Here is a 24,446-nt window from a genome sequence, read left to right on the forward strand (position 1 = left end):
GCGCCCCTAAAAAGCCTCGTCCACGAGCCTTGTCCATTGGGCGACCACTCTCCCCCTGCGCCCCCTGTCGTCCGTGAGCAGGTTCGCCAGACCCAGGCCCCTCGCCATGTCCAGGAGGCCCTGGACCGTTTCGCGTACCCCCGGCCTCGACTCGTCCGCACCCAGTAGATCTACGGCGATTCGATGGGTCTCTCGGCCTACCTTGGCCTCCAACTCCGTCACCCGGGGCCGGAGTTGGTCCTCGTTGGAGGCGGCCACCCAGAGGTGGAGGGCGGCGCGGAAGAGGGGGCCCGTGTAGAGGTCGACCAGGGCCTCCACCACTACGCGGCGGTCTTCGGCGCCGTCCGGGAACAGGGCGCGGAGGGCCGTGGAGCGTTCTTCGGCGACGTACTCGACGGCTGCCGTGAAGAGGTCCTCGCGGGTCGGGAAGTGGTGTTGGGCGGCGCCTCGGGAGACGCCGGCGCGTTCGGCCACGACGGAGACCGTGGAGCCTGCCCAGCCGTGTTCGGCGAGGCAGGACACGGCGGCTTCCAGGAGGCGTTGCCGGGTGGCCCGGCTGCGGTCCTGCTTGGGTCTGCGGTCGACCGCGCCCGGCGCCGTCGTCGCGCTCACACCACCCACACCGGGTCCCGTCGTTCGAGGAAGGCCGTCATCCCCTCGCGGGCCTGCGCGGAGGCGAACAGCCGTGCCGAGAGCGCGGTCAGGTCGGCCGCGTCCCGGTCGAAGGTCTCCAGCACCCTAGCCGTGAGCAGCCGTTTCGTCTCGGCCAGGGCCTCGGGAGCGGATCGGCGCAGGCCGTCGAGGATCGGTGCGAGGGCCTCATCTACGTCCGCTGCCGCCGTCGTCAGCAGGCCTGCGCGGGTCGCCTCCGTCGCGTCGAAGCGTTCGCCGGTGAGGTAGTAGCGGGCCAGGGCTCTCGGGTCCGTGCGGGGCAGCAGCGGGAGGGAGATCACCGCGGGGGCGACGCCGATCCGCACCTCCGTGAACGCGAAGGTCGACTCCAGGGACGCCGCCGCGATGTCGCAGGCCGCGAGGAGGCCGAGGCCGCCCGCCCGTACGTGGCCCGTCACCCTCGCGACCACCGGCTTGGGGACGTCCACGAGCAGGCGGAGCAGGGCCACCAGCGCCTCCGGGGGCGGCGGGTCCCGCAGGTCCGCGCCCGCGCAGAACGTGTTGCCGGTGTGGGTGAGGACGACCGCCCGTACGTCGGCGTCCTTCCCGCACTCCGTCAGCGCGTGCGCCAACTCGGCCACCAGGGACGCCGACAGCGCGTTCCGCGTGGCCGGTGAGTCCAGGCTCAGGGTCTCGATGCCACGCGCGCGTGCCCGACCGATCGACGTCATGAGCGGCCCCGCAGTTCCCGGCGCAGGATCTTCCCGGAGGCGGCTCGTGGGACGGCGTCGATGAAGGTGACCCGGCGGACGCGTTTGTAGGGGGCGACGCGCTCGGCGACGTACATCATGACCTCTCCTTCCGTCAGTTCCGGGAGGTCCACGGCGGTCTGTTGGCGGACCACGTACGCGTGCGGGACCTCGTTGTTGTCGTCGTTGTACTCGCCGACGACCGCCGCGTCGGCGATGTCCGGGTGGGTGAGCAGGAGGGCCTCCAGTTCGGCGGGGGCCACCTGGAAGCCCTTGTACTTGATGAGTTCCTTGACCCGGTCGACGACGAACGTCCAGCCGCCGTCGTCCACATAGCCGACGTCCCCGGTGTGCAGCCAGCCGTCGCCGTCGATCATCGCGGCCGTGTCGTCGGGGCGGCCCAGGTAGCCCTTCATCACCTGCGGGCCGCGGATGAGGAGTTCGCCCGGCTCGCCACTGCCCAGGTCCTTGTCCGGGTCCTCCAGGGCGACGACCCGCATCTCGGTGCCGGCGATGAGTTTGCCGACGGTCCCGGGAGGCGCGGTGGACATGTCCCGTACGGGTACGACGTGGGTGCCCGGGGACAGTTCCGTCATGCCGTACGCCTGGCCCACGGGCGGCAGGCCCAGGCGTTGTGAGCAGGCGGCGGCGAGGTTCGCGTCGAGGGGGGCCGCGGCGCTGATGATGTACTTCAGCGACGAGAGGTCGTACTGCGCGACCGCGGGGTGTTTGGCGAGGGCCAGGACGATCGGCGGGGCGACGTAGAGGCCGGTGATGCGGTGGTTCTCGATGGCCGCGAGGAAGGTCTCCAGCTCGAAGCGCGGCAGGACCACCACCGCGGCGCCCTTTCGCAGGGGCGCGTTCATCAGGGCCGTGAGGCCGTAGATGTGGAAGAACGGCAGTACGGCCAGGATGCGGTCGCCTGGGCCGGTGGGGACCGCGGGCTCCAACTGGGCCAGGTTCGTGGCTATTTGACTGTGTGTGAGCATCACGCCCTTGGGGCTGCCCGTCGTGCCCGAGGAGTACGGGAGGGCCGCTACGTCCGTCACCGGGTCGATGTCGACCACCGGCTCGGGGTCCGTGGAGCCGAGCATGTCGGCCAGTGAACGGTGCCCCGGCGCGCTGTCGCAGACGAATATCTCCTCGACCCCGCCCGCGAGTTCGACCGCCCTGCGGGCCGCGTTCAGGAGGGGGGACAGCGTGACGATCCAGCGGGCCGCCGAGTCCCGCAACTGCTTGGCGAACTCCTCCGGGGTGGCCAGCGGGTGCACCGTCGTGACGGAGGCACCCGCGCGCGTGGCGGCGTAGAACGCCAGCGGGAACGCGACCGTGTTGGGGCTGTGCAGGGCGAGAACGTCCCCCTTGCGCACACCCGCGTCCGCGAGCCCGGCCGCGATCCGCCGGTGGAACGCGTCGAGTTGGGAGTACGTGAGGGTGGTGCCGTCTGTCCCGTCGACCAGCGCGGGCTCGTCCCCGAACTCGGCGGCCCTCGCCAACACCGCGTCATGGATGGGGAGTTCTACGGCCGGAACGTCTGCGTACTCGCTGCGGAACATGGTTCCTCCTGGCACGGCACGGGCTTTGGGCCTGCCGCTAGTACGACTTGGGCAGGCCCAGGGTCTGGTGAGAGACGTAGTTGAGAATCATCTCCCGGCTCACCGGAGCAATACGAGCCACACGCGCGGCAGTTATCAACGAGGCGAGCCCGAACTCACGCGTGAGGCCGTTTCCGCCGAGGGTGTGCACGGACTGGTCCACGGCCCGCACACAGGCCTCGCCGGCCGCGTACTTGGCCATGTTGGCGGCCTCGCCCGCGCCCACGTCGTCGCCCGCGTCGTACAGATACGCCGCCTTCTGCATCATCAGGCGGGCGAGTTCGAGGTCGATGTGCGCCTGCGCGAGGGGGTGGGCGATCGCCTGGTGGGCGCCGATGGGGGCGTCCCACACGGTGCGGTCGCGCGCGTACTCGATCGCTCGGGAGAGCGCGTAGCGGCCCATGCCGATCGCGAAGGCGGCGGTCATGATGCGTTCGGGGTTGAGACCGGCGAAGAGTTGGAGCAGGCCCGCGTCCTCGTCGCCGACGAGTGCGTCGGCGGGCAGGCGTACGTCGTCCAGCGTCAGCTCGAACTGCTTTTCCGCCGCCGTGAGTTCCATGTCTATCTGGCGTCGGGTGAAGCCGGCTGCGTCTCGCGGGACGATGAACAGGCAGGGCTTGAGGCGGCCTGTGCGGGAGTCTTCCGTGCGGCCGACTATGAGGGTCGCGTCTGCCAGGTCCACGCCGGAGATGAAGACCTTGCGGCCGGTGAGCAGCCAGTCCGTGCCGTCCCGGCGGGCAGTGGTGGTGATGCGGTGGCTGTTGGACCCCGCGTCCGGCTCGGTGATGCCGAAGGCCATCGTGCGGGTGCCGTCGGCGATTCCGGGGAGCCAGTCACGTTTCTGTTCTGCTGTGCCGAAGCGGGCGATTACCGTGCCGCAGATTGCCGGGGAGACGACCATCATGAGGAGAGGGCATCCTGCCGCTCCCAACTCCTCCAGGACTATGGAGAGTTCGGAGATGCCGCCGCCTCCTCCCCCGTATTCCTCGGGGAGGTTGACGCCCAGGTAGCCGAGTTTGGCTGCCTCTGACCAGAGTTGCTCGCGGTCGTAGGTGCGGCCGTGTCGTTTGCCCAGGGCGGATACGGCTTCACGTAGGGCTTTGTGTTCGGTCGTTTCGGTTGTGGGCATGTGGCTCCCTCGTTGTGGCTGGTCGCGCTCGCGCGGCGGTAGCCGCAAATCGATACAGTCGCGCGCCCCTTAGGTGGGCTGGACTACCGCCAATAGGGCGGCTAGCTGTACCTGTTGGCCGGGTACGGCGTGCAGGGCCGTTAGTCGGCCTGTGACCGGGGCCGAGATTTTGTGTTCCATCTTCATTGCCTCCAGCCAGATCAGGGGTTGGCCGGCGCTCACCGCAGCTCCTACCGTCAGGCCCTCCGCGACTCTCACCACCGTGCCCGGCATGGGTGCCAGCAGGGAGCCGGGGGCCAGTTGGGCTGTCGGGTCGGGGAAGCGGGGTAGGACGGTCAGGGTCGTGGTGTTCACGTACACCTGGTCGGTGCCATAGCTTGCGACCTCGAACTTCCTCTGCACGCCGTCCACTTCGAGTACGACGAGAGTCGCGTCCGCGTGGACGACTCGTACCCCGTCCGCGCTCAGGCCCTCCCTCGTGTGGCTGTACTGGACCTCGTGCTCGGTGTCACCCGTCGCGTACCGCTTCAGCTGGGGCTGGGACGGGACGTTGCGCCAGGCGCCGCCGAAGCGGGAGCGGTTGTGGGTGTCGGCCAGGGCGGCTGCGAGGGGGGCGTGCGGGTCGGGGGGTGAGGCGGTGAGTTCGGGGAGGTGGCGGTCGTAGAAGCCGGTGTCCATGTGGGCGGTCGTGAACTCCTTGTGGCGCAGGGAGTTGACGAGGAGGGCGCGGTTGGTGAGGGGGCCGTGGATCGTCGCCCGGTCGAGGACTCCGGCCAGTTTGCGGATGGCTTCCGCTCGGGTGGGGGCGTGGGCCACGACCTTGGCGAGCATCGGGTCGTAGTGGACGCCGATGTCGTCGCCGTCGGTGTAGCCGGTGTCCAGGCGGACGCCGGCCGGGACGGACAGGCGGTGCAGGGTGCCGGTCTGGGGGGTCCAGTCGGTCGCGGGGTCCTCGGCGTAGAGGCGGGCCTCGATGGCGTGGCCGTGGGGGTGGGGAGGGTTGCTTTCGAGGGGGTGGCCTTCTGCGACCCTCAGTTGCAGGGCCACCAGGTCGATGCCGAACACGGCCTCCGTGACCGGGTGTTCGACCTGGAGGCGGGTGTTCATTTCGAGGAAGTGGGGCCTGCCGTCGGGAGCGATCAGGAACTCGACCGTTCCGGCGCCCTCGTAGGCGACGGCGCGGGCGGCGCGGATCGCCAACTCGCGCAATTCCTCGGCGAGTTCCTCGGTCAGGCCCGGTGCCGGGGACTCCTCGATCACCTTCTGGTGGCGGCGTTGGAGGGAACAGTCGCGGGTGCCGAGGGCCCATACCGTGCCGTGGGTGTCGGCGAGGATCTGTACCTCGACGTGGCGGCCGCCCTCCACGTAGGGCTCGACGAAGACCTCGCCGTCGCCGAAGGCGCTGGTGGCCTCGGCACGGGCGGCCGTCAACTCGGCTTCCAGGTCGGCGAGTCGGCGTACGACGCGCATGCCGCGTCCGCCGCCGCCCGCCGCCGCTTTCACCAGGACGGGGAGGTCGGACTCGGTGACGTGGTCCAGGGAGGCGATGCCCATCAGTTCCTTGGCGCGGGTCTTGGAGGCCATCGCCTCGATCGCCTCGGGCGGCGGGCCGATCCACACCAGGCCGGCGGCCAGGACGGCGCGGGCGAAGTCGGCGTTCTCGGAGAGGAAACCGTAGCCGGGGTGCACCGCGTCGGCGCCCGCCGCGACGGCCGCCTTCACGATCAACTCGCCGCGCAGGTAGGTCTCTTGGGGGGTCGCTCCGGGCAGCCGTACCGTCGCGTCGGCCACGCGTGTGTGGAGCGCGTTCGCGTCGGCGTCCGAGTGCACGGCGACCGTGCGGATGCCCAGCTCACGGCAGGTGCGGAAGACCCGGCAGGCGATCTCGCCCCGGTTGGCGACCAGTACTGTCGAAATCACGTGATCCCTCACATCCGGAAGACGCCGAAGCCACCGCGCGCGCCCTCGTAGGGCGCGGTGTGGAGGGCGGACAGGCACACGCCGAGGACGGTGCGGGTGTCGCGCGGGTCGATGACACCGTCGTCGTACAGCCGCCCCGACAGGAACATCGGCAGTGACTCGGACTCGATCTGCTGCTCCACCATGGCGCGCAGCGCGGCGTCCGCGTCGTCGTCGTAGGGCTGCCCCTTGGCCACGGCCGACTGGCGGGCGACGATCGACAGGACGCCGGCGAGTTGCTGGGGGCCCATGACGGCGGACTTGGCGCTGGGCCAGGCGAAGAGGAAGCGGGGGTCGTAGGCGCGTCCGCACATGCCGTAGTGGCCGGCGCCGTACGAGGCGCCCATCAGTACGGAGAGGTGCGGTACGCGGCTGTTGCTCACCGCGTTGATCATCATCGCGCCGTGCTTGATGATGCCGCCCTGTTCGTACTCCTTGCCGACCATGTAGCCGGTGGTGTTGTGCAGGAAGAGGAGCGGGATGTCGCGCTGGTTGGCCAACTGGATGAACTGGGCGGCCTTTTGGGACTCCTGGCTGAAGAGGACCCCCTGGGCGTTGGCGAGGATGCCGACGGGATAGCCGTGCAGGGTGGCCCAGCCCGTCACCAGGCTCGTGCCGTAGAGGGGCTTGAACTCGTCGAAGTCCGAGCCGTCGACGAGGCGGGCGACGACCTCGCGCGGGTCGAAGGGTGTCTTGAGATCCCCCGGGACGATGCCCAGCAGCTCGTCCTCGTCGTACTTGGGGGGTGCCGCCGGGCCCGGATCGCCGTACGCCTTGCGGTGGTTGAGGCGGGCGACGACGCGGCGGGCCTGGCGCAGGGCGTCCTGCTCGTCGACCGCGAAGTGGTCGGCGAGACCCGACACGCGCGCGTGCATCTCGGCGCCACCGAGCGACTCGTCGTCGCTCTCCTCGCCGGTCGCCATCTTCACGAGCGGCGGCCCGCCGAGGAAGACTTTCGCCCGCTCCTTGACCATGATCACGTGGTCGGACATACCCGGGATGTACGCGCCACCGGCGGTCGAGTTGCCGAAGACGACCGCGATCGTGGGGATACCGGCGGCAGAAAGGCGGGTCAGGTCGCGGAAGATGGCGCCGCCCGGGATGAAGATCTCCTTCTGGGACGGCAGATCGGCACCGCCTGACTCCACGAGGCTGATGCAGGGCAGCCGGTTGGCGAGCGCGATGTCGTTCGCCCGCAGGGCCTTCTTCAGGCTCCACGGATTACTGGCCCCGCCGCGCACGGTGGGGTCGTTGGCGGTGATCAGACACTCCACACCCTCCACCACCCCGATGCCGGTGACGAGCGAGGCGCCGACTGTGTACTCGGGGGAGGCGCTGCCCCAGGCGGCGAGCGGGGACAGTTCGAGGAAGGGCGTGTCGGGGTCGATGAGCAGTTCGATGCGCTCGCGGGCGAGCAACTTGCCGCGTTTGCGGTGCCGTTCGACGTACTTGGGCCCGCCGCCCGCGAGGGCCTTGGCGTGCTCGGCGTCCAACTCGGTGAGCTTGGCGAGCATGGCCTCGCGGTTGGCCGTGTAGTCGGGACCGTTGGTGTCCAGGGCGGTCGGGAGGACGGTCACAGCAGGGCCTCCGGTATGTCCAGTCGGCGGGAACGCAGCCATTCGCCCAGGGCCTTGGCCTGCGGATCGAAACGGTGCTGGGCGGCGACGCCCTCGCCGAGGATTCCCTCGACGACGAAGTTGAGGGCACGGAGATGGGGCAGCACATGCCGCGTCACCGCCAACTCCTCGGTCTCCGGCAGAAGTTGACGGAACCGCTCGACGGTCAGCGCATGGGCGAGCCAGCGCCACGCCTCATCCGTACGCGCCCACACCCCCACGTTGGCGTTCCCTCCCTTGTCACCGCTACGGGCCCCGGCGACCAGACCAAGGGGCGCCCGCGTCGTGGGCCCGTCCGGCGGAGGCTCGGGGAGGGACGGCTGTGGAAGGTCTTCCAGTACGCGGGTGTCGTGGGCCGGGGCCACAGCAACCCGGCGCCCGTCATCGAGGACGGCCACATGGTCGACGGCACTGTGGGGGACATACACATCATCGAAGACGCCATAGGGCGCTCCCTTTCCAGGTGGGGTCAGCACATGGAAGCCGGGGTAACTGGCGAGTGCGAGTTCGACGGCGGCCGCGCTCAACGCCCGACCGACGGTCTCCTGATCGGGATCCCGCACGACGAGCCGCAGCAGTGCGCTGGCGGTCTCCTCGGTGGAGGCATCCGCGTGGTCGGTACGGGCGAGATCCCAACGGAGTTCACCGGGCCGCGACTTGGCGTTCCCCTCGCCGAACGCGGCCTCCATCTGTTCCCGGACGAGAGTGGCCTTGCGCTCGATGTCGAGCCCCGTGAGCACGAAGGTCACCTCGTTGCGGAAGCCCCCCAGCCGGTTGAGCCCGACCTTGAGGGTCGGCGGTGGAGCCTCTCCGCGCACACCCTCGATCCGGACCCGGTCGGGCCCGTCCTCGGCAAGCCGGACGGTGTCGAGGCGGGCGGTGACATCGGGACCGGCGTACCGGGCACCGTGCGTCTCGTAGAGGAGCTGCGCGGTGACGGTGCCGACGTCCACGACTCCCCCGGTGCCGGGGTGTTTGGTGATGACGCAGGAGCCGTCTTCATGGATCTCGGCCAGCGGAAAGCCGGGCCGGCGGAGCTTCTCCGGCGTGTGCTCGGTGAAGAAGGCGTAGTTACCTCCGGTCGCCTGGGTCCCGCACTCCAGCACATGTCCGGCGACCACGGCCCCCGCGAGCCGGTCGTGGTCGTCGGCCCCCCACCCGAAGTGAGCGACGGCGGGCCCCGTCACCAGGGCGGCATCGGTGACGCGTCCGGTGACCACGATGTCGGCCCCCGCGTCGAGACAGGCGGCGATACCGAAACCACCGAGATAGGCATGCGCGGCAAGGGCGTCCGGATACCGGCCGGCGAGATCGTCCCCCTCGACATGGGCGACTCGTACGCGAACCCCGACCCGACCGGCCAACTCCCTTACGGCATCGGCGAGTCCGGCGGGGTTCAGCCCCCCGGCGTTGGTGACGATCCGCACCCCGCGCTCGACGGCGAGGCCGAGGCACTCCTCCAGCTGCCTGAGGAAGGTACGCGCATATCCGGCGCCGGGGTCCTTGAGCCGGTCGCGGCCCAGGATGAGCATGGTCAGCTCGGCGAGGTAGTCACCGGTGAGGAAGTCCAGTTGGCCGCCGGTGAGCATCTCGCGGAGGGCGTCGAAACGGTCGCCGTAGAAGCCGGAAGCGTTGCCGATGCGGAGCGGGGCGGGGCGGGATTCACTGTGCGGGCTCACTGAGGGCCGCCTCCCTTCGGCTTCGGCTTCGGCGGGCGTCCGGTACCGGGTGGTCCCGCGAAGGCCTGCGCGATGTCGAGCCATCGGTCGGCGTCGGGGCCTACCGCCTCCACCGCGAGGTCGGTGCGGTGGGCTCGCTGGGTGACGAGGAGGCAGAAGTCGAGAGCGGGGGCGGTGACACGCTGCGGGGCGGCTTCGGGGCCGTAGGTCCACAACTCGCCTGATGGAGCGCGGAGTTCGACACGGAACTCCTCACTCGGTGGAGTCAGCCCATGCACCCCGAAGGCGAAGTCACGTGCGCGCACGCCGATACGCACCACATGCCGGAGCCGGTCCGTAGCCGGCCGGACCACACCCACCGCATCGGCGACGTCCTGCCCATGGGCCCAGGTCTCCATGAGGCGACCGGTAGCCATCGAGGCGGCCGACATGGGCGGGCCGTACCAGGGGAAACGGGTTCCTGTGGGCGCGGCGTACAGGGCGTCCAGCAGGGCCCTCCGCCCGGCCCGCCAGTCCGCCAGGAGCCGGGCGGGCGGTTTCGCGGCCCCCTCCTGCGCGCCCTCGTCCACAAACGACTCGGGAGCGGCGAGCGCCTTCTCGACCAGCGCCCCGAACGCTTCCTCGTCCGTCACGGCGAGCAGCGCGGAGTGGTCGGTCCAGGCCAGGTGGGCGATCTGGTGGGCGACGGCCCATCGGGCAGCAGGCGTCTCGAAGGCCCAGCCCTCCGGCCTCAACTCGGCGACAAGCCGGTCGAGTTCCTCGCTCTCCTCACGCAGGTCGTCGAACACGCGCGTCGGATCGGACATGGGGGGAGCATGGCAGGGGCGCCAGAAACAATCAAGCGTGCTTGCATTATTCAAATGGGTGGGGGGTGGAGAGGTGCTGGTCGATGGAGTTGCTGTGGGCGTGGGTCGCGATGTGACCGTTGGGCCACTCGCTTCTCAGCCAGTGTCGGGCTTCCACGGCCCGAGTAAAGGGCGCTCCCTGCGGTCGCGTCGGCTACGCCGATTCCGCTCCGCTCCACCCTTGACACGACCCGCTCCACCCCGTTCCAGAAGCGAGCGAGCAGCCCAGAGGAATGGGTGGCCGACCTGTGAATGCCCTTGCCTGTACTGCGTTGCGGGCCGGTGTGGAGGGTTCGCGCTGCCGTCTCGCCTGCACGCCGGGCCGACTCAGCGGCCAACGCCCGGCAGGGACTTCCCTATGAGACTCCGGACCTGCGACGCGCAGGGGCGCACTCGCGTCTCGCCAGCACGCCGGGCCGGCCCAGCGGCCAACGGCGAGTGGGGACTTCCGAGACAAGAGACGCGGGACCTGCGGCCCGCAAGGGTGCGCACCGACGGTCCGCCTTGCACATCGGGCCGGCTCAGCGACTACCGGCCGGTGAGGGGAGACGGGTGGAGGGGATGGGTGGGTGCTGGAGGCTGGGGGTAAAACTAACCACTCACATGCATCTTGACCGGTTAGAAAAGACCCCAGCTTCCAGAGAGGACAAGGTCGGCAGGGCAGGACGGAAGACCCGGGGCGGGGGCTACCGAGTCAGGGAAGCGTGACACTCCTCCCCGGACTGTCACCCTTCTGCGGACCGACACCCCGACAGGGAGGCCGAGCGGCAGACGAGGACCTGCCGCCGGCCGGGCCATCCCCAGAACCGACCAACTGACTGACCATGACCGGCAAACCATGACCGGCTGGCCGGCTGACCTGGAACCTCCCTGCCGACCTGAAAGCTTCCGCCCGCCCCGGAGGCTTCCGACGGAAGTCCCCACCAGGCGAAAGCCGCCAAGCCGACCCGGCATACCAGCAAGGCACCAGCGCACCCCTACACACACGCAGAACCAGAATCTCGCACGAAAGCCCCCCCCCCACCCACTGCCAGCCGCTAAACCGCCCGCCCGGCGTGCAGGCGACACGCAGACGCGTCCCCGCACACCGCAGGCCCCGAATGCCGTCCCGTTCTCGTCCCGCCCCGGAAGCCCCCACCGGGCGTTGGCCGCCAAGCCCACCCGGCGTGCAGGCGACACGCAAACGCGTCCCCGCACACCGCAGGCCCGGAATATCTTCTTGCTCCCCTCCCGCCCCGGAAGCCCCCACCGGGCGTTGGCCGCCAAGCCGACCCGGCGTGCAGGCGAGACGCAAACGCGTCCCCGCACACCGCAGGCCCGGAATATCTTCTTGCTCCCCTCCCACCTCGGAAGTCCCCACTCACCGTTGGCCGCTAAGCCCACCCGGCGTGCAGGCGAGACGCCAGCGCGCACCCTCCACACCGGGCCACAACGCAGTACAGGCAAGGGTATTCACAGGTCGGCCACCCATTCCTCCGGGCCGCTCGCTCGCTTCTCAAACGGGATTGTGTGAGCCGAGTCAAGGGTGGAGCGCAGCGAAATCGGCGCAGCCGACGCGACCGCAGGGAGCGCCCTTTACTCGGCTCACACAATCCCGACACTCACAAAGAAGCGAGTGGCCCAACAGTCACACCACAGCTGACGGCCACAGCAACGCCTACGCCTCGACCTTCGCCTTCCCCCGCCCCACCTGCGTCCGCACCGCCCCCATACTCGCCGCGATGACCAGCGCAATAGCCATGGCCTCAGGAACGGACAGCGCCTGGTGGAGGATCAGGAAACCCGCTGTTGCCGCGACGGCCGGTTCCAGGCTCATGAGGATGGCGAAGGTGGAGGCGGGGAGGCGGCGCAGGGCAAGGAGTTCGAGGGTGTAGGGGAGGACCGAGGAGAGGACCGCTACTGCCGAGCCGAGGGCGATCGTCGTGGGGTTCAGGAGTTTCGTGCCCGACTCCGCGATACCGAGCGGCAGGAACACCACCGCCGCCACGACCATCGCCAGCGCCAGACCGTCGGCCTGGGGGAAGCGGCGGCCTGTGCGGGCGCTGAAGATGATGTACGTGGCCCACATGGCGCCGGCGCCCAGGGCGAAGGCTACGCCTATGGGGTCCAGGCTGCTGAAGCCTCCGCCGCCGAGGAGGAAGACGCCTGCCAGAGCCAGTCCCGCCCACACCGCGTTCAGGGCGCGCCGGGAGGTCAGGACCGAGAGGGCGAGCGGGCCCAGTACCTCCAGCGTCACCGCCGGGCCCAGGGGAATGCGGGCCAGGGACTGGTAGAAGAGGCCGTTCATCGCGGCCATCGTGACGCCGAAGGCGACGACCGTGCCCCAGTCCGCGCGCGAGTGACCGCGCAGGCTGGGGCGGCAGACCACGAGCAGAACCACCGCCGCCACCAGCAGTCGGAGCGTCACCACACCCAGCGACCCCGCCCTGGGCATCAGCGTCACCGCCAGCGCACCACCGAACTGCACCGAGATACCCCCGGCCAGCACGAGACCCACCGGCCCGAGCGAACCGGCACGGCGCGGGGCGGCGGCGGCCGGAGTGGCCACGGGGGCGGTGGTCGACGTCGACGCCGATGTCGTACTGGGGATGCTCACGGGGCTTCCAAGGGGCTCAGCTCGGGATTTGTCCATCACGATGCACTACTCGGTCCATAGTAATGGACTGAGACAGGCGTGTGAACCCTCTATGCAACTGTCAGATGCCGCTCCAGGGGACCTCGTCCCGGAACAGGGGCCGCCCGTCGGGGAGGGTGGCGGGCATCGGCCCGAAGAGGGGATCGGAGTACTCCGCATACCCCGCATACCCCGCGTACTCGGAGTGCTCGGCCTGGGGGTATGTCGGCTGCGGCTGGTACGTCTGGTGCGGCTGCGGTACCCAGCTCTCGGTGAACACCGGCGGCGCGGTGTACCCGTAGCTCGCCGGAACCTCTACCCCTACCCCCGCCCCTGCCCCCGCCTCGGGCCCCATGTCCGTGAACAGCGGCAGTCGCAGTTCCCCGGTGTCCATCACCGCGTTGTTCTGCGAGCGATGCAGCCGGGAGTACGCACCGCCCGTCGCCATCAGCTCCGCGTGCCGTCCCGTCTCCACGATCCGGCCTCCGTCCACGACCAGGATGCGGTCGGCGTCGGGGGCGAGGTTGAGGTCGTGGGTGATCATGATGGTCGTACGGCCCGCCATCAGTCGTCGTAGCGGCTTCACGACGCGGCGCGCGGCCATCGAGTCCAGGCCGGTGGTCGGTTCGTCAAGGACCAGGACCGGGGCGTCGCGCAGGATCGCGCGGGCGATCGCCAGGCGCTGGAGCTGACCGCCGGACAGGCGGGCCGAGTTGGGGTCGACCTTCGTGTCGTAGCCGTCGGGGAGGCGGAGGATGAACTCGTGGGCGTCGGCCGCCGTCGCCGCGTCCACGATCGCCTGCTCGCTCGCGCCGGGGCGCCCGCAGGCGATGTTCGCGCGGACGGTGTCGTGCAGGACGAGGGTCTCCTGCGGGAGCAGGGTCACGTACTCGCGCAGGCGGGCGAGGGGAAGGTCCCGCAGGGGGACGCCGTCGAGGAGGACGTCGCCCGCGTCGGGGTCGTAGAAGCGGAGGAGCATTTTGGAGACCGTGGACTTGCCGGCGCCGCTGGGGCCGGTGACGATCACCAGTTCGCCGGGGTTGACGGTGAAGGAGAGGCCCTCCAGCGCGGCCCTGTCCGCACCCGGGTAGCTGAAGGTGACGTCGCGGAGTTCGACCGTGCCGTCGGGGCGGCCGAACTCCGTGCCGTGGCTGGGGTCGGCGACGGACGGTCGTACGTCCAGGATCTCGATCAGACGCTCGGCGCCCGCGGTGGCGGCGGTGACGGTCAGACCGAGTTGGGCCAGGCCGCGGACGGGCGGGTAGAGGTAGCCCAAGAAGGCCGAGAACGCGAGGAGTTGGCCGAGGGTCATGCGGCCGGTGGAGATCTCCCAGGCGCCGATGCCGACCACGGCCAGCACGCACACCGTCTCGATGACGGCGACGAGTTGCTCGTACGCCTCGTTGAGGCGCGTCGAGCGGACGGACGCGCGGAACCAGGCGCCGGCCTCCTCGTTCAGGCGGCGGCGTTCCGCGTCGCGGCGGCCGTAGGCCTGGGTGAGGACGATGTTGCCGAGGGACTCCTCGACGACGGAGGTGATCGCGCCGTCGGCGACCCGGCCCTCGCGGGATACGTCCTTGATGGAGCCGGAGAAACGGCGGGCCGCCAGCCAGAAGAGGGGGGCGAGGACGAAGGTGGCCGCGGCCAGGTCCCAGCGCAGCCAGAATGCCGCGGCGGCGTAGAAGAGGGCCGAGAAGATCGCTGAGGCCGTTCCGACCACGCCGGACACGACGAGCGTTTCGATCGCCTCGACGTCGCCGGTGAGGCGGGACAACAGGTCGCCCTGGCGGTGGCGTTGGAAGAAGTGCGGGGGCAACTGCTGTACGTGGTCGAAGACATGCTCGCGCAGTCTCATCACGAAGCGCTCGGTGGCCCAGGCGGCAAGGGAGTTGCCGGCGTACGAGACGAACGCGCCGACGATCGCCACGCCCAGCCACTTGGCGGCGGGGCTCCAGAAGGCGCTCAGTGAACCCTTCGCCAGGGCGCGGTCGGTGAGGTCGGCGAAGAGGAGGATGGACTCGGTCTCGGCGAGCGCGCCGACGATGGTGCACACCCAGACGAGCACCAGCCAGCGTCTGAGACCCCGGGTCAGCGGCCAGAACCGGCGGAAGGCGACTCGGGCGGGAATGGTGGGAGTTTCGTCGCCCTCGTCGCATTCGAGGCCTTCTTCGTCCGTGTCCATATATTCAGCCGCGCCCATGATGCCCTCCGCTTCCCGTCATCAGAATTCTTTTGGACTTTTGAATTCAGGAAAGAAAAGAGGGCCGACTGCGTGGGTCGGCCCTCTTCTTTACCGCCGGTTCAGCTGTCCTGGCCGGGCAGCGGCTTCGGCAGCGGCTTGGGCTCGTGCTTCTTGCGGGGCTTCGGGGGCGGCGGGGGCGGAAGCTGCTGCTTCTTGGGCTTGGGCAGCGGGGCGAGCTTGTTGAGGCCCATTCCGAACTCCTTGGCTGTGCAGAGGATTTTGTGCGTCAAGTTCGAGCGTGTTACCGCCCGGGGAATTCCCGACACCGATGAACTTACACGCGACCCACCCCACGGATCGGCAAATTGGGCAAGCGAACGGCAAGCAGCTGCTGTGAATACCTTTGCGAATCCTGAGTTCCGGCGGTGAACCTGAGAGTTCTCTAATAAACCTGAGAGAAGCCTTAACGAACCTGTGCTTCCGCCCTCAATCGAGGGCGTCCGCCAGGACCTCCGCGAGGTGCCGCGCCCGTACCCCCGCCAACTGCTCCAGTTGTGTGCGGCACGAGAAGCCGTCCGCCAGGACTACCGTGTCGGCCGGCGCTTTCCGTACGGCGGGCAGGAGTTGTTCCTCGGCGCAGGCCGCCGACACCTCGTAGTGGCCCTTCTCGAAGCCGAAGTTGCCCGCCAACCCGCAGCAGCCGCCGGAGAGTTCGCCGGTCAGGCCCGCTGCCGCGCGGAGGCGGCGGTCGGCGGTGTCGCCCAGTACCGCGTGCTGATGGCAGTGGGTCTGGCCCACCGTCGGGCGGTCGATGCGGGGCGGGGTCCAGTCGGGGGCCGCGTGGCGTTCCAGGGCCTCGGCGAAGGTGAGGACCATGGCGGCGAGGCGGGCCGCGCGGGGGTCGTCGGGCAACAGCTCGGGGAGGTCCGTGCGCAGGGCCGCCGCGCAGCTCGGCTCCAGGACCACCACGGGCGGGGCGCCCTCGCCGTCCACCAGCACGCCCATTGCGTCCAGGGTGGTGCGCATCACCTCGCGGGCGCGGTCCAGTTGGCCCGTCGACACATACGTCAGTCCGCAGCAGACGGGCTTCCCCGCCATCACCGGCAGGACGGGGAGCACCTCCAGTCCCGCCGCCTCCAGTACCCGGACGGCCGCGTGACCGACGGACGGTGAGAGGTGCTCCGTGAAGGTGTCCGGCCACAGCTGGACACGTCCCCGAGTGGGCGTCTCCACGTACTCCACTCCGTCGTGCGTGTTCCGCCGTGACTCCGCCATCGCCTTCCGCCGCCACGCCCGGGTGAAGGGCACTCCCGCCACCCGCGGAATCTCCCGCTCCCCCGCGATCCCGCCCAGCCGCTTCGCCACCGCCGCCAACGGCCGTACGGAAGCGAGGAAGTTGACCAGCCATGCCGTCCGCGTGCGGTCCACCAGGCGGAGCCAGCGCGGGAGCCAACCCATCGTGTAGTGGGACGCGGGGCGGCGGCGGCCCTCGTAGTGGTGGTGCAGGAACTCCGCCTTGTACGTGGCCATGTCGACCCCGACCGGGCAGTCCGTACGGCAGCCCTTGCACGACAGGCACAGGTCCAGCGCGTCCCGGACCTCCGTCGACCGCCAGCCGTCGGTGACCAGTTCGCCCGCGAGCATCTCGTGCAGCAGTCGGGCCCGCCCGCGCGTGGAGTGCTCCTCCTCGCCCGTCGCGCGGAACGACGGGCACATCACCGACGAACCGGACACCTCCGTCGTACGGCACTTGGCCACCCCTACGCACCGCCGTACCGCCGCCGAGAAGTCGCCGCCGTCGGACGGATAGCCGAACACCACGTCCACCGGTTCGCGGGGCAGGACCGAGAAGCGGAGGTTCGTGTCCAGGGGGGCGGGGCGGACCAGCATGCCGGGGTTGAGGAGGTCGTCCGGGTCCCAGATGCCCTTGGCGCGCTCGAAGAGGGTCACCATCTCGGTGCCGTACATCTTCGGCAGGAGTTCGGCACGGGCCTGGCCGTCGCCGTGTTCGCCGGAGAGCGAGCCGCCGTGGGCCACGACCAGTTCGGCCAGGTCCTCGGAGAAGCGGCGGAAGCCACCAATACCCGCCTCCGTCAGGAGGTCGAAGTCGATGCGGACGTGGATGCAGCCGTCCCCGAAGTGGCCGTACGGCGTGCCCCGTAGGCCGTACGACCCCAGCAGTGCCCTGAAGTCCCGCAGATACGCGCCCAGTTGGGGCGGCGGTACCGCGCAGTCCTCCCAGCCCGGCCATGCCTCCGAGCCTCCCCCAGCCCCAGGGGGCCGGGAGGTGCCCCCAGGCATTCTCGTCGCCGTGCCGCTCGCGTCCTCGCGGATGCGCCACAGGGCGCGTTGGCCGGCGGGGTCCGTCACCACCAGGGAGTCGAGGACGTCGGCCGCGCGGACGATCGTCTCCGCACGCGCGCGTGCCTCCGCCGCCGTGTCGCCGCCGGTCTCCACGAACAGCCAGGCGCCGCCCCGGGGGAGGTCGGCCGTGGAGCGGACCAGGTCGGCGGCCATCCCCTCGACGGTGAGCGGCGCATGGACCAGCAGGCCCGCCGCCGCCTCCGCCGCCGCGCCCTCGTCGGCGTAGCCCAGCACGGCGAGGGCACGCGCGCGGGGTGCCTCGACGAGTCGTACGACCGCCTCCGTGAGGATGCCCAGGGTGCCCTCGCTGCCGCAGAAGGAGCGGGCGACGTCCGCGCCGTTCTCGGGGAGGAGGGCGTCCAGGGCGTAGCCCGAGATACGGCGGGGGAGGTCCGGGAAGCCGGTGCGCAGGCGCGCCAACTCGGCTTCCACGAGCGGCCGTAGGCCCTCCGGAGCGCCCGACCAGTCGCGGCCGAGCGTCAAGCGGTCGCCCCGCGCGGTGATCACGGACAGTTCGCCCACGTTGTCCGCCGTGGTGCCCCAGGCGACCGAGTGGGAGCCGCAGGAGTTGTTGCCGATCATGCCGCCGAGGGTGCAGCGGCTGTGGGTCGAGGGGTCGGGGCCGAAGCGCAACCCGTGGGGGGCGGCGGCCTGTTGGAGGCGGTCGAGGACCAGGCCGGGCTGGACGACGGCCGTGCGGGAGGCGGGATCCAGGGACACCAGGCCGTTCATGTGGCGGGTGAAGTCGAGGACGACGCCCGTGCCCGTCGCCTGGCCGGCGATCGACGTGCCGCCGCCTCGCGCCACGACCGGCACCCCATGTGCCCGGCAGGCCGCGAGCGTCGCCGCCACGTCGTCGGCGTCACGGGGTGTGACGACGCCGAGGGGGACGCGTCGGTAGTTGGACGCGTCCATGGTCGTCAGCGCCCGGGACGTGACGTCGAAACCCACCTCGCCCCGGACGGTCCTGCGCAGCTCCGCCTGAAGATCCGCCATGCCCCCAGCATGAAGGGATTCTGTAAACGCATCCAGAACCTCCCCAGTTCGATCACTAACTCTCATATAGTGACCGTCAGTTGAGCACCCGGTGTCGCTTCTCGCCCAGGAACCCGACGAGCACCCCCCGAGGACACGACCGAGGACGACTGAGGAACACGACCAAAGACGCCCGAGGACCCGACCGAGGACCCCCTTCATGACCGCCCCCATACTTTCCGGCGAACGGCCCACCTTCCGTACGATCGCCCCCGCCCCGCTGTTCACCGCCGTACTGGCCGGGCTCGCGGTCGTCGGCGCGGTCTATGTGACTCCCGACGCGAAGCGCCTCGCGGTCGCCTGCGGTGCGGGCGCCGGCGCGCTGCTGCTCTGCGCTGCCGTCGCGCTCGCCGCGCACGCCTACCAGACGGCCCGTATCACCCGCCGCCGGCTTGAGGCCGTCACCCTCGACGCGGGGCGGCTGATGCAGGAACGGGCCCGGCTGAGCACGGACTTCGACCGTGAGCGCGTCCAGCTGACCGAGGAGCTGACCCACGAGCGGTCCCGGCTGACCGCCGAACTCTCGCAGGAACACGCCCGGTTGACCTCCGAGTTCTCTCAGGAGCGGCTGCGGCTCACCACCTCCTTCGCGGAGGAGCGCGGCCGCCTCACGGAGGAGCACTCCCTGGAGCGCGCCCGACTCACCGCCGAGAACAAGCAGTTGACCGAGCGGGCCCGCCGGGACGCCCACGAGCGCGCCGCCGCGCTCTCCGCGACCGCCAACGCGGCGGGCCGTATGCAGGCGTTGGCCACCGGCATGCTCGCCGACCTGCGCACCATGGAGGAGCGGCACTCCGACGAGGACGTCCTCGCCGACCTGCTCCACCTCGACCACCGCACCGCGCAGGCGGGCCGTATCGCCGACTCCGTCGCCGTCCTCACCGGCGCCCGCTCCGGCCGCCGTTGGGCCCGCCCGATCGCCATGGAGTCGATCCTGCGCGGCGCGATGGGCCGGATCAGCGGCTACCAGCGTGTGCGCGTCCACTCCGCGAGCGACGCCGCCGTCGCCGGGCACGCGGCCGAGGGCGTGATGCACGCGCTCGCCGAACTCCTCGACAACGCCGCGAACTTCTCGCCGCCGAGCGCCGAAGTGCATGTCTACGTCGAAGAGGTACCCGCCGGCGTCATCCTCTCGGTGGAGGACAGCGGCCTGGTCATGGGCGACATCCAACTGCGCCGCGCCGAACGCGCGGTGTCCGGCGACTCCACCGAACTGGGCGGCCTCACCGGCACCCGGCTCGGCCTCGCGGTCGTCGGCCGGCTGGCCCGCAAGTACGGGCTGAAGGTGTCGTACCGGCCCTCCGCGCGCGGCGGTACGGGCGTCCTGATGCTCGTACCGCAGGACATCCTGGTGCCCCAGGACGCCCCGGCGGCCCCGCAGGAGTCCCTCGCCCTTCCCGAGCCCCCGGCCACCGCGCCAAAGCCGGAGCGCACGGCTCCCGAACCGGTCGCCGTAGGAAAGACCTCCGTAGGCGAGCCCTCCGCAGGAGAGCCCTGGAGGTCCTACGCCGCCGGGCGCGCCCTCGGCGATCTGGACCCGGAGCCGGTCCCCACGCACGAGTCGGCGGACCGCGGCGGACTGCCCGAACCGGCGCTGGGCGCACCGGTGTTGAACGCGCCGTCGGTGCCGAGCACGCTGCCCGACGGGCTGCCCAAGCGGCGCCGGGGTCAGGCCCTGGCAGCGGCCGAGCGCGCACGCGCGCGTGCCGAGTCCGCGGCGCCCGAGCCGCACCCCGCGCCCTCGGCCGACGACACCCTCGCCCGGACCGCCCGCTTCAACAGCTTCCGCCAGGCCGTACGCGACGCGGCCCCCGACCGGGACCGGACGACGGCGGCCGTCCTCCAGGACGCGCCCGCGCCGGAGGACACGGAGATCACCGCGTACACCGGCATGGACGCGTTCACGGACCCGTACACGGACGCGTACAGAGAGACGGGCGCGGGCGCGTACACCGACGCGGACACGGACACGGACGGGTACGTCGACGACCGCTCCGAGTCCGCCGAGCCCCTCACCGCCACCACCCCCTCCCACTCCCACCCGCACTCGGAAGGCAACCCCACCTCATGACCGGCACGACGACCGCCGACGAGAAGCTCACCTGGCTCATCGAGGGCCTCCTGGAGCGCACCCCGGGCGCACGGCACGCGCTCGTGCTGTCCCGGGACGGCCTGAAGCTGTGCCGGACGCCCGAACTCTCCGTCGACCAGGCCGACCAGCTCGCCGCGATCGCCGCCGGGATCCAGTCGCTGTCGCACGGCGCGTCGGTGGAGTTCGGGGACGGCAGCGGGGGCGTGCGCTCCGCGATGACGGAGTTCTACGGCGGGGTGCTGTTCATCGTCGAGGCGGGTGAGGGGGCGCACCTGGCCCTGGTCACCACCGAGGACGCGGACGCGGGCCTGATCGGGCACAACATGAGCGAGCTGGTCGAACAGCTCGGCGAGCACCTGCGCGCGGAACCGCGTACGTGATGAGCCGCCCCGGCAGGGACGACTCACCCGACCGCCTCTACACGCTCACCGGCGGGCGCGCCCGCTCCGGACCGGACAGCCCGTTCGACCTGGTGACCCTCGTGGTCGCCGAGTGCGATCCGGTGACCGGAATGCAGTCGGAGCACGCGGCGATCCTGCGGATCACCGAACACCCCACGGCCGTCGTCGAGTTGGCGGCCGAGCTCAAACTCCCGGTGAGCATCACCAAGATCCTCCTCTCCGACCTTCTCGCGGCCGGCCGGGTCAGTGCCCGGCATCCGCGCAAGGCCGTGTCCGATCCCGACGTCCTGGAACAGGTGCTCGTTGGACTCCGCAACCTCTGACGCGCGCATCCCCTTGGGTGCCTCCGCCGACAACGGCCTGAAGATCGTGGTCGTCGGCGGCTTCGGCGTCGGCAAGACCACGCTGGTCCGTTCGGTCAGCGAGATACGTCCCCTCAACACCGAGGAGACGATGACGAAGGCCGGCGAGGCCGTCGACGACATCAGCGAGGTGCGCGGCAAGTCCGCGACCACCGTCGCCTTCGACTTCGGCCGCATCACGCTCGACGCCCGCAATGTGCTGTACCTGTTCGGCGCCCCCGGCCAGGAACGGTTCTGGTTCCTCTGGGACCGGCTGTTCTCCGGGACGCTCGGCGCGGTCGTCCTCGTCGACACCCGCCGCATCGACGACTCCTGGTACGCCATCGACCGCCTCGAACACCACGGCACCCCCTTCATCGTGGCCTGCAACGACTTCGGCGGCCCCGCCTACGCCCCGCAGCAGATCCGCGAGGCCCTCGACCTCGATCCGGACGTCCCCCTCCTGGACTGCGACGCCCGCTCCCGCGCGTCCGCGAAGCAGGTCCTGATCACCCTGGTCGAGCACGTCAAGAACCAGCACGCCAAGAACCAGCAGACCAAGGGCCGTTACGACGGCCAGGACCCCGCCCGCCCCCAAGTCCCCGCCCCCCACCAGGAGTTGGCCCTGTGACCGCCCCCGTACCGCTGAGTGGACCCAGGTTCCAGACCGAACCGGCGCGGCTGTACCGGGAGATGAGGCGCGAGCACGGCGCCGTGACCCCCGTGGTGCTCGACGGCGACGTCCCGGCCTGGCTGGTGCTCGGCTACCGCGAGCTGCATCAGGTCACCGGCGATCCGGTGCTGTTCAGCCGTGACTCCGACCTGTGGAACCAGTGGGACGGCATCCCCGACGACTGGCCGCTGCTGCCGATGATCGGCCGTAAGCAGCCGTCGATCCTCTACACGGTCGGCGAGCGGCACCGTGAGCGCGTCGGCATGATCAGCGACGCGCTGGAGGCCGTGGACCCGTCCGAACTGCGGTCGTACACCGAGAAGTTCGCGGACGAGCTGATCGACGGGATCTGCGCCAAGGGCGAGACGGACATCGTCGGCGACTACGCGATGCTGCTGCCGGTACGGGTCCTGGCCCGGCTCTACGGCTTCCGGGACGAGCAGGGTCCGGGGCTGGTGACGGCGCTCAACGACATGATCGACGGACGTGAGCGGGCGCTCGCCGGGCAGAGTCATCTGGCCGGGTCCATGGGGCAGTTGCTGGCCGACCGGAAGGCCGAGCCGGCCGATGACGTCGTCTCGCGGATGCTCACGCACTTCTCCGGCTTCTCCGATGTGGAGATCGCCCAGGACCTGATGGTGATGATGGCGGCGGGCCACCAGCCGACCGCCGACTGGATCGGCAACTCGCTGCGGCTGATGCTGACCGACGACCGGTTCGCGGCCTCCCTCTTCGGCGGCCGCAACAGTGTCGCCGAGGCGATGAACGAGGTCCTGTGGGAGGACACCCCGACGCAGAACGTGGCCGGCCGCTGGGCCTCCCGCGACACCCAGCTCGGCGGGCGCCGTATCCGCGCCGGCGATCTGCTGCTGCTCGGCCTCCAGGGCGCCAACTCCGACCCCCAGGTCCGCACCGACGGCTCCGCGCTGACCGGCGGCAACAACGCGCACTTCTCCTTCGGGCACGGGGAGCACCGGTGTCCGTTCCCGGCGCAGGAGGTGGCCGAGGTGATCGCGCGGACGGGGATCGAGGTCGTCCTGGACCGGCTGCCGGACATCGACCTGGCGGTACCGGCCGAGTCCCTGACGCGCCGGCCGTCACCCTGGCTCAGAGGACTGACCGCTCTGCCGGTGCGGTTCACGCCGGTGGCGGCGCGCTGAGTTCGGAGTCCCGAGTTCCTGCTTTTGCCCGTTGGCCATGAGCCCTGCCTTGTCCTGTCCTGCCTGTCCTGCCTTGTCCTGTCCTGTCCTGCCTGTCCTGCCTGGTTCTGCCGTGGAGGCGATCCCGTATGAGCACCGGTACCGAAGAGACCCGTATCGTCCTGGACCCGTTCGTCGGCGACCTGGACGGCGAGAGCGCCAGGCTTCGCGCGGCCGGTCCGCTGGCCGCCGTAGAACTGCCCGGTGGTGTGCCCGTGTGGGCGGTGACGCGGCACGCCGAGGCGAAACAGTTGCTCACGGATCCGCGGCTGGTGAAGGACATCGAGGTCTGGGGTGCGTGGCGGCGCGGTGAGATCCCCGCGGACTGGCCGCTGATCGGGCTGGCGAACCCGGGCCGTTCGATGCTGACCGTGGACGGCGCCGACCACCGCCGGATGCGGACGCTGGTCGCGCAGGCGCTCACCCCGCGCCGGGTGGAGCAGATGCGGGAGCGGATAGCGAAGCTGACGGAGGGTCTGCTCAACGGAGTTGAGGCGGCCGAGGGTGAAGTCGTGGATCTGAAGGCGGAGTTCGCGTATCCGCTCCCCATGTACGTCATCGCCGACCTGATGGGCATCGCGGAGGACCGACTCCCGCGCCTGAAGGAGCTGTTCGAGAAGTTCTTCTCGACGCAGACCCCGCCGGCCGAGGTCATCGCGACGCTGACGGAACTCGCGGGCATCATGGCGCAGACGGTCGCGGCGAAGCGCGCGGAGCCCGGAGACGACCTGACGTCGGCGCTGCTCGCGGCCTCCGAGAACGGCGACCACCTCACCGACGAGGAGATCGTCTCCACGCTCCAGCTGATGGTCGCGGCGGGCCACGAGACGACGATCTCGCTGATCGTCAACGCGGTCGTCAACCTCTCGGCGCATCCCGTCCAGCGTGCCCTGGTGCTGGCCGGCGAGGCCGACTGGTCCTCGGTGATCGAGGAGACCCTGCGCCACTCGACGCCCACCTCGCACGTCCTGATCCGCTTCGCCACGGAGGACGTCCCGGTCGGCGACAAGATCCTCCCGGCCGGGGACGCGCTGATCGTGTCGTACGCCGCGATCGGCCGCGACGAGGAGGCCCACGGCCCGACGGCCGGCGACTTCGACATCACCCGCACCAGCGAGAACCGCCACATCTCCTTCGGCCACGGCCCGCACGTCTGCCCCGGCGCGGCGCTGTCCCGGCTGGAGGCGGGGGTGGCGCTGCCCGCCCTCTACGAGCGTTTCCCGGCCCTGGACCTGGCGGTCCCGGCGTCCGAACTCCGCAACAAGCCGGTGGTGACGCAGAACGACATCTTCGAGCTGCCTGTGCGGCTGACGTCGTAGATCGGAAGCAGTCGGAAGCAGATCACCGTGTGTCCAGGGGCC

At 70.5% G+C, this 24,446-nt stretch carries 18 protein-coding genes; 6 read left to right on the forward strand and 12 right to left on the reverse strand.

Annotated features, from left to right (window positions below; genetic code table 11):
• Positions 1–6: 6 nt before the first annotated feature.
• The 12 genes from ACIRRY_RS21250 to ACIRRY_RS21305 all read right to left on the reverse strand — a co-directional run bounded on the left by ACIRRY_RS21250 (position 7) and on the right by ACIRRY_RS21305 (position 18,340).
• Complete coding sequence (locus ACIRRY_RS21250) at positions 7–621, reverse strand: TetR/AcrR family transcriptional regulator (protein ID WP_403974907.1); 615 nt, start codon at positions 619–621, stop codon at positions 7–9.
• On the reverse strand, positions 609–1,343 hold the full coding sequence (locus ACIRRY_RS21255; protein WP_403974909.1) for an enoyl-CoA hydratase family protein: 735 nt from the start codon (positions 1,341–1,343) through the stop codon (positions 609–611). The genes ACIRRY_RS21250 and ACIRRY_RS21255 overlap by 13 nt, the downstream gene beginning before the upstream one ends.
• Entirely contained in the window at positions 1,340–2,917 is a 1,578-nt protein-coding gene (locus ACIRRY_RS21260; RefSeq protein WP_403974911.1) for a 4-coumarate--CoA ligase family protein, read from the reverse strand. Before ACIRRY_RS21260 ends, ACIRRY_RS21255 begins: the two co-directional genes overlap by 4 nt.
• Positions 2,918–2,954: 37 nt before the next feature.
• Positions 2,955–4,085: an acyl-CoA dehydrogenase family protein gene (locus ACIRRY_RS21265; protein WP_403974913.1), complete on the reverse strand. Its 1,131-nt coding sequence runs from the start codon at positions 4,083–4,085 to the stop codon at positions 2,955–2,957.
• 69 nt (positions 4,086–4,154) lie between these two features.
• A complete protein-coding gene (locus tag ACIRRY_RS21270) occupies positions 4,155–6,005 on the reverse strand; it encodes an acetyl/propionyl/methylcrotonyl-CoA carboxylase subunit alpha (protein WP_403974915.1) in 1,851 nt (616 codons plus the stop codon).
• 8 nt (positions 6,006–6,013) lie between these two features.
• On the reverse strand, positions 6,014–7,621 hold the full coding sequence (locus tag ACIRRY_RS21275) for an acyl-CoA carboxylase subunit beta (protein ID WP_403974918.1): 1,608 nt from the start codon (positions 7,619–7,621) through the stop codon (positions 6,014–6,016).
• Positions 7,618–9,339 carry an acyclic terpene utilization AtuA family protein gene (locus ACIRRY_RS21280; protein WP_403974921.1) on the reverse strand — a complete coding sequence of 574 codons (1,722 nt, stop codon included), beginning with the start codon at positions 9,337–9,339 and terminating at the stop codon, positions 7,618–7,620. The genes ACIRRY_RS21275 and ACIRRY_RS21280 overlap by 4 nt, the downstream gene beginning before the upstream one ends.
• Entirely contained in the window at positions 9,336–10,145 is an 810-nt protein-coding gene (locus ACIRRY_RS21285) for a TIGR03084 family metal-binding protein (protein ID WP_403974924.1), read from the reverse strand. The genes ACIRRY_RS21280 and ACIRRY_RS21285 overlap by 4 nt, the downstream gene beginning before the upstream one ends.
• Positions 10,146–11,841: 1,696 nt before the next feature.
• On the reverse strand, positions 11,842–12,816 hold the full coding sequence (locus tag ACIRRY_RS21290) for an EamA family transporter (protein WP_403974927.1): 975 nt from the start codon (positions 12,814–12,816) through the stop codon (positions 11,842–11,844).
• Between the two features lie 64 nt (positions 12,817–12,880).
• A complete protein-coding gene (locus ACIRRY_RS21295) occupies positions 12,881–14,998 on the reverse strand; it encodes an ABC transporter ATP-binding protein (protein ID WP_403974929.1) in 2,118 nt (705 codons plus the stop codon).
• Positions 14,999–15,099: 101 nt separating this feature from the next.
• Positions 15,100–15,231 (reverse strand): hypothetical protein, encoded by a 132-nt coding sequence (locus tag ACIRRY_RS21300; protein WP_019072556.1) that lies wholly within the window; start codon positions 15,229–15,231, stop codon positions 15,100–15,102.
• A gap of 235 nt (positions 15,232–15,466) precedes the next feature.
• A complete protein-coding gene (locus tag ACIRRY_RS21305) occupies positions 15,467–18,340 on the reverse strand; it encodes an FAD-binding and (Fe-S)-binding domain-containing protein (protein WP_403974932.1) in 2,874 nt (957 codons plus the stop codon).
• A gap of 199 nt (positions 18,341–18,539) precedes the next feature.
• On the opposite strand from ACIRRY_RS21305, the gene ACIRRY_RS21310 reads away from it, so the two are divergent.
• From ACIRRY_RS21310 to ACIRRY_RS21335, 6 genes are all read left to right on the forward strand, one after another.
• On the forward strand, positions 18,540–20,450 hold the full coding sequence (locus ACIRRY_RS21310) for an ATP-binding protein (RefSeq protein ID WP_403974935.1): 1,911 nt from the start codon (positions 18,540–18,542) through the stop codon (positions 20,448–20,450).
• Entirely contained in the window at positions 20,447–20,851 is a 405-nt protein-coding gene (locus ACIRRY_RS21315; protein ID WP_329251992.1) for a roadblock/LC7 domain-containing protein, read from the forward strand. Before ACIRRY_RS21310 ends, ACIRRY_RS21315 begins: the two co-directional genes overlap by 4 nt.
• On the forward strand, positions 20,851–21,195 hold the full coding sequence (locus tag ACIRRY_RS21320; RefSeq protein WP_403974938.1) for a DUF742 domain-containing protein: 345 nt from the start codon (positions 20,851–20,853) through the stop codon (positions 21,193–21,195). The genes ACIRRY_RS21315 and ACIRRY_RS21320 overlap by 1 nt, the downstream gene beginning before the upstream one ends.
• Positions 21,176–21,844, forward strand: a complete 669-nt coding sequence (locus ACIRRY_RS21325) for a GTP-binding protein (protein ID WP_403974940.1) — start codon at positions 21,176–21,178, stop codon at positions 21,842–21,844. Before ACIRRY_RS21320 ends, ACIRRY_RS21325 begins: the two co-directional genes overlap by 20 nt.
• Entirely contained in the window at positions 21,841–23,046 is a 1,206-nt protein-coding gene (locus ACIRRY_RS21330) for a cytochrome P450 (protein WP_403974942.1), read from the forward strand. Before ACIRRY_RS21325 ends, ACIRRY_RS21330 begins: the two co-directional genes overlap by 4 nt.
• A gap of 128 nt (positions 23,047–23,174) precedes the next feature.
• Complete coding sequence (locus tag ACIRRY_RS21335) at positions 23,175–24,404, forward strand: cytochrome P450 (protein ID WP_403974944.1); 1,230 nt, start codon at positions 23,175–23,177, stop codon at positions 24,402–24,404.
• Positions 24,405–24,446 lie beyond the last annotated feature (42 nt).

This window comes from Streptomyces sp. NPDC101776, from assembly GCF_044766845.1.
Lineage (GTDB): Bacteria > Actinomycetota > Actinomycetes > Streptomycetales > Streptomycetaceae > Streptomyces.